The following is a 5,578-nucleotide window of genomic DNA, read 5'->3' as shown; positions in this document are numbered from 1 at the left end:
TCACGTTGAAACCGTGCATTCTTATACGAATGACCAAAATCTGATCGACAACTATCACAAAGCAGAGCGCCGTGGTCGCAGTGCACCGTTGAACATGGTTATCACTGAAACGGGTGCAGCTAAAGCGGTTGCGAAAGCCTATCCGAAACTGGCAGGTAAATTAACCGGTAATGCTATTCGTGTACCTACGCCTAACGTATCTATGGCGATCCTTAATCTAAATCTGGAAAAAGCCACTGATAAGATCTCCGTAAATGAATTCCTGCGTGATACCGCGCTGTTCTCATCATTGCAACATCAGATTGATTACACGGCGTCTACCGAGATTGTATCAACGGACTTAGTGGGCTCACGCGCCGCTTCGGTTGTAGACTCACAGGCAACCATTGTGGCTGAAAACCGTCTTACTCTGTATGTGTGGTACGACAATGAATTTGGCTACAGCTGTCAGGTATTACGAGTAGCAATGGACATGGCTGGGATCTGTATTCCTACCTTACCACGATAATTGCCTTTTTAACGGTTTCAGAATCAGCGCGCTGTTGGTGTTATAGCCTCAGCGCGTTTTTTGTTAGTTAACGGGTAGGGCAATCCGTTCGGCAATCCGTTCGGCAATCCATTCGGCAATCCATTCGGCAATCCAATTGGCAATCCGTATAAATGTTAAACACTTACTACAAAAACGGCGATTTCGCGGTCCAACGCCATGGCAATGTTCTTCGCGACTGTGTTAAATTAGCCCAAAATTGATAACAAAAAAGACAGATGCATATTTCAAGTCAATTCGACAGCGGCAACATCCGCGTCATTCAAGCCGATGATCCTAACAATATTGTGCTGGCGATCAACAAAGACAACCAATCCGATTTTTACCAGTGGTTTCATTTTGGTCTCCGTGGTGAAGTAAACCAACTACATACCCTGCGTATTACCGAACTGGCTAAATCTGCTTATCCAAAAGGTTGGGAAGGGTACAACGTGTGTGCTTCCTACGACCGACAAACCTGGTTTCGGGTAGAGAGTGAATTCGATGGCGATAGCCTTACCTTTAGCCTGGCACTGGAACACGCTCAGGTCTATTTTGCTTACTTCACACCATACAGCTACGAACGTCACCTTGATCTGCTCTCGGATGCACAATGTGCAGCGCAATGTGAATTGCGTTTCCTGGGGGAAACGCTGGACGGCCGTGATATTTCCATGCTGGTTATCGGCGAAGAAGATGACGCCAAGCGGAAAATTTGGGTTACTGCACGTCAGCATCCCGGCGAATCAATGGCCGAGTGGTGTGCAGAGGGGATGATTAACCGCTTGTTAGACGACCAGGATGGCGTTGCCCGGGCGTTGTTAAATGATGCGGTATTCTACATCGTACCGAATATGAATCCCGATGGCAGTGTTCGCGGCCACTTGCGAACCAACGCGGCAGGCATAAACCTGAATCGCGAATGGGCTGCACCTTCACTGGAAAAAAGCCCGGAAGTGTATTACGTACTCAACGCCATGCGTGAGATTGGTGTGGATATGTATCTGGACCTGCATGGTGATGAAGCTTTACCCTACAACTTTGTAGCTGGCAGCGAGGGGATTCCTGCGTATTCTGCACACCTGGCAGATCTGGAAAGCCGTTTCAAACAAGCGTTACTGCAAACCACACCTGAGTTTCAGGACGAGTACGGCTACGCCAAAGACGCCCCTGGCCAGGCGAATTTAACGATTGCATCTAATGCGGTAGGTCAGGCATTTACCTGTTTGGCGTATACAGTTGAGATGCCGTTTAAAGATAATAATAATTTACCTGATCCACTGTTTGGCTGGTCTGCACAGCGATGCCAACAGTTTGGTGAAGACCTGCTGGTGGCAACCAGAGCTGTGGTCTCACACCTTCGTTAGGACATAACAACAATAAACTTTAACAACAAGGGGAACTCGGTTTGGAAGGCTTGTATAACTTTTTAGTGTCATTGGATGGCATGTTAGGGGGAGCCGATTGGTTTCCTTTCGTATTACTCGGGGTAGGTTTGTTTTTTACAATCTACCTTAAATTTCCACAAATTCGCTTTTTCGCACATGCCTGGAAAGTGGTAACTGGCAAGTACGATCACAGTGACGACCCGGGTGATACTACCCATTTTCGCGCACTGACGACGGCGTTGTCTGGTACGGTGGGCACCGGTAATATCAGTGGTGTGGCGTTTGCTATTTTCCTCGGCGGCCCTGCGGCCTTGTTCTGGATGTGGGCAACAGCCTTTTTAGGTATGACCACAAAATTCGTGGAAGTAACCTTATCGCACAAATACCGCGTGCAAACTGAAGATGGCACCATGGCCGGTGGTCCGATGTATTTTATGGATCGACGCCTGAACATGAAATGGCTGGCAGTGGCATTTGCGATTGCGACGGTAGTGAGTTCGTTTGGTACAGGTAACCTGCCACAGAGTAACGGTATTGCAACCAGCATTGAAGCAACGTTTGGTTTTGAACCCTGGATTGTGGGCAGTGTACTGGGTATTTTACTGGCGTTGGTTATATTAGGTGGGATCCAGCGGATTGCTGCGGTAACTGCCCGTATCGTTCCCTTCATGGCGGTTATCTATTTAATTGGTGCTCTGGCAGTTATTCTTGCGAATGCCGAAAATATCCTGCCATCTTTTGCAGCTGTGATCAGTGATGCGTTTACCGGTTCGGCTGCTGCGGGTGGTTTCCTTGGTGCGTCGTTAGCCTATGCGTTTAACCGCGGTGTAAACCGGGGATTATTCTCAAACGAAGCGGGTCAGGGTTCTGCGCCCATTGCCCATGCTGCGGCAAAAACCAAAGAGCCCGCCTCAGAGGGCATGGTGTCGCTGCTTGAACCCTTTATCGATACCATTATCATTTGTACGTTAACCGGTTTGGTTATCCTGTCGTCTGGCGTATGGAAAGAAAAACACGAAAACGTGTTTGACCGTTCCGATATGGTGTTCGTTGCCGGTGAATATTCAGACAAGGTAGATGCCGACAAAGTGCAGCTTTACGGATATCTGAACAGCACGGGTGAAAGTGATGTGCAACCGTTCACTGGTACCTTATCAGTGGTAAATGGTACCTCCGTAACCAGCGGATACACACTGATCAACGCTCGTTCAGTAGCAGAAGACGTGCAGTTTTTAGTGGGTGATGATGATCCGTTTACCGGCACACTGCAAATTAAAGACGGTAAACCCGTAAAAGAAAACCTGATAGTTAAGGGTAAATCACTGGTACACTCTGCTACCCTCACCACCATAGCGTTTACCCGCGGTTGGTTTGGTGATTTTGGTCAGTATATTGTGTCGATAGGATTGTTATTGTTTGCATTCTCTACGGCAATTGCCTGGTCTTACTACGGTGACCGTGCAATGACCTATCTGTTAGGCCCGCGTTCCATTATGCCTTACCGTGTAATTTATGTGGCCGGGTTTGTGTGGGCTTCGTTTTCTGATACAACACTGGTATGGGCGCTATCGGCCGTGGCCATTGTTGTAATGACATTGCCAAACCTGTTCGGACTTGTGTTGCTGAGTAAAGAAATGAAGCAAACGGTTGATCAATACTGGCAAAGCGTTAAAGACAAGAAATAAAATTAAACCAGTCTGGTTTGTTTTAAGTACAAAACAAGCCGGTGTAAAAGCCAGGGTCCATACCTGGCTTTTTGATATGTCCGGTTATGTTGCCGGACATTCATCTGACACTTTTTGGGAGATAATATGGCGTTAATTGACTGTCCTTCATGCGGTAAGAAAATGTCGGACAAAGCGAAGTCCTGTACACATTGCGATTTTGCTTATCAGGATGCTTCAGTTGAAGATATCGAACGCAAACACAGTATGCAGCGTTTCAAAAAGATGCACAGTATTCAAAACCAATCCATGCTGGCTATGTTGTTGTTTATTGGCGGGTTTGGTTTTATGTATTGGGGCGGCGCATCGCCCGGCGATCTGCAGCATAATCTGGCAGTACTGGGTTGCGTGTGTGGCTTTTTATGGTACGGCATTAACCGTGTAAGAATCGTGTTGTTAAAGCGGTCAGCAAAATGAATGTAGAGCAAATTCTGGCAGCCATGACGCCAGAGGTTTATGACAGGCTCCGTCAAGCGGTTGAAACCGGCAAATGGCCGGATGGTAAACCGCTGTCGGAAGACCAGAAAGAGAATTGTCTTCAAGCGGTATTGTTATATCAGGCCCGTGTTGCGCGCACTAACGAGCACATGACAGTGGGTGAGAGCGGCGAGATCGTGCACAAAAGCAAAAGTGAATTACGCCAGGAATTGCGTGAGTCACAATCCAATGAAACTTCCATAGCCCGGTTTAAGCAGGATGATATTTAGTCGATTTTTCGCGCCTTCCCATAATAGTAACGACCCGGATACCCGGTTAAAAGCCATTGAAAAATTATCGCCCGATTCGCAAAACGAAAAACGCATTTTGCACGAATTGGCGTTTAATGACGACGATGAGCGCGTAAGTCTTGCTGCATTAGAGAAGCTTGACACATTTGCATTGTGGCTCAAGATGTCTCAAATTGCGCGCAACCCGCGTTTGCGCGGTGCCGCTCAGGCCAAAGTCGAATGCGCTCTTATCGACGGTTCGCAACAACTCAGTCAGAAAGAAGCTAAGGAATACTTGCTGAAATCCGCTCCGGCTGAGCAGGTTTTACGCTGTTTGCCATTAATGACCGAATTACACGATGATGAATCATTTGTATTGCAGGCTATTGAGCGGGTAGGTAAAGCAGCATTGTATTTTGACTTGATGACCTCAACCCCGTCATCAGGACTAAAGCGGTGTCTGGTGAATAACTGTGTTGAAGTAGAGTTGCTGTTAAAAGCGCTGAAAAAATGCAGTGACAATGAAACCGAAGCACTCATTCAGGCGCGTATTGAAGTACTCAAACAGCTGGCGCAAAAGCCCGTCGATGTCGCCAGGAATTGCACAATGGTTCTGTCGAAAATGCAGGCGTTGCTCGACAAATCAGACTATCTGCTGGTGCACAATCAGTTTAGCGCACTCAACGATGAGTACCAGACTTCAACAGAAGAATTCCACTGCCTGGATGTAACTACTCGTGAAGCGTTTGAGCAAAAATATCACTCGATTGCAGACAAACTGCATCGGCATTTAGTGCGCCTGGAAGGTCCCTGGCGTGAGGCTCAGCAGGCGGGCGCTCACCGCGAGGCTAAGCAGCAAGTAGCCGAAACTGTAGAACGGGTAAAGCAGTATCACAACAAACTTCAGGGTGAACAACTGCTGAGTTTGAGTCTGGGTGAGGTGAGCGAATTTCAGCAAGCAGTGAAAGCCGCCGAAGCTGCAATTGAAGCACTACAAGCCTTCGAAGCGCCTGCTGAAGAAATTGAAAGCCTGCTGGAAAGCTATCGACATATCTGGGACAGCTTGCCGGCGCTGCAGCGTCAGGTTACTGAGTTGCAGGCGCAATTACAGCGTTGGAAGCAAGAGGCCGAATCCGGCGACGAAGATTCAACCGCCCTGGACGCCGACAATATCCAGCAAACATGGAAACAATGCACCAGTGAAATGGTGGTGGTGCCTTCATTTTTGCTAAC

General features: G+C 47.8%; 4 protein-coding genes and 2 pseudogenes. All 6 read left to right on the top strand.

What is annotated here, in order from left to right:
• Positions 1-508 (top strand): annotated as a pseudogene (locus ACLR2L_RS18525) (glyceraldehyde-3-phosphate dehydrogenase); the annotation flags it as partial.
• A gap of 257 nt (positions 509-765) precedes the next feature.
• Positions 766-1,893 (top strand): M14-type cytosolic carboxypeptidase, encoded by a 1,128-nt coding sequence (locus ACLR2L_RS18520; protein ID WP_413370299.1) that lies wholly within the window; start codon positions 766-768, stop codon positions 1,891-1,893.
• A gap of 41 nt (positions 1,894-1,934) precedes the next feature.
• Positions 1,935-3,599 carry an alanine/glycine:cation symporter family protein gene (locus ACLR2L_RS18515; RefSeq protein WP_140956842.1) on the top strand — a complete coding sequence of 555 codons (1,665 nt, stop codon included), beginning with the start codon at positions 1,935-1,937 and terminating at the stop codon, positions 3,597-3,599.
• Between the two features lie 126 nt (positions 3,600-3,725).
• Complete coding sequence (locus ACLR2L_RS18510) at positions 3,726-4,055, top strand: zinc ribbon domain-containing protein (protein WP_140956843.1); 330 nt, start codon at positions 3,726-3,728, stop codon at positions 4,053-4,055.
• Positions 4,052-4,345, top strand: coding sequence for a YeaC family protein (locus ACLR2L_RS18505; RefSeq protein WP_140956844.1), 294 nt, complete (start codon positions 4,052-4,054; stop codon positions 4,343-4,345). Before ACLR2L_RS18510 ends, ACLR2L_RS18505 begins: the two co-directional genes overlap by 4 nt.
• Positions 4,335-5,578 (top strand): annotated as a pseudogene (locus ACLR2L_RS18500) (hypothetical protein); the annotation flags it as partial. The gene ACLR2L_RS18505 and the pseudogene ACLR2L_RS18500, both read left to right, overlap by 11 nt.

The sequence above is a fragment of the Alteromonas sp. AMM-1 genome (genome assembly GCF_047290655.1).
Lineage (GTDB): Bacteria > Pseudomonadota > Gammaproteobacteria > Enterobacterales > Alteromonadaceae > Alteromonas > Alteromonas mangrovi.
Note: the sequence above shows the minus strand (reverse complement) of the source record. Positions and strands in the feature narration are given on the sequence as shown.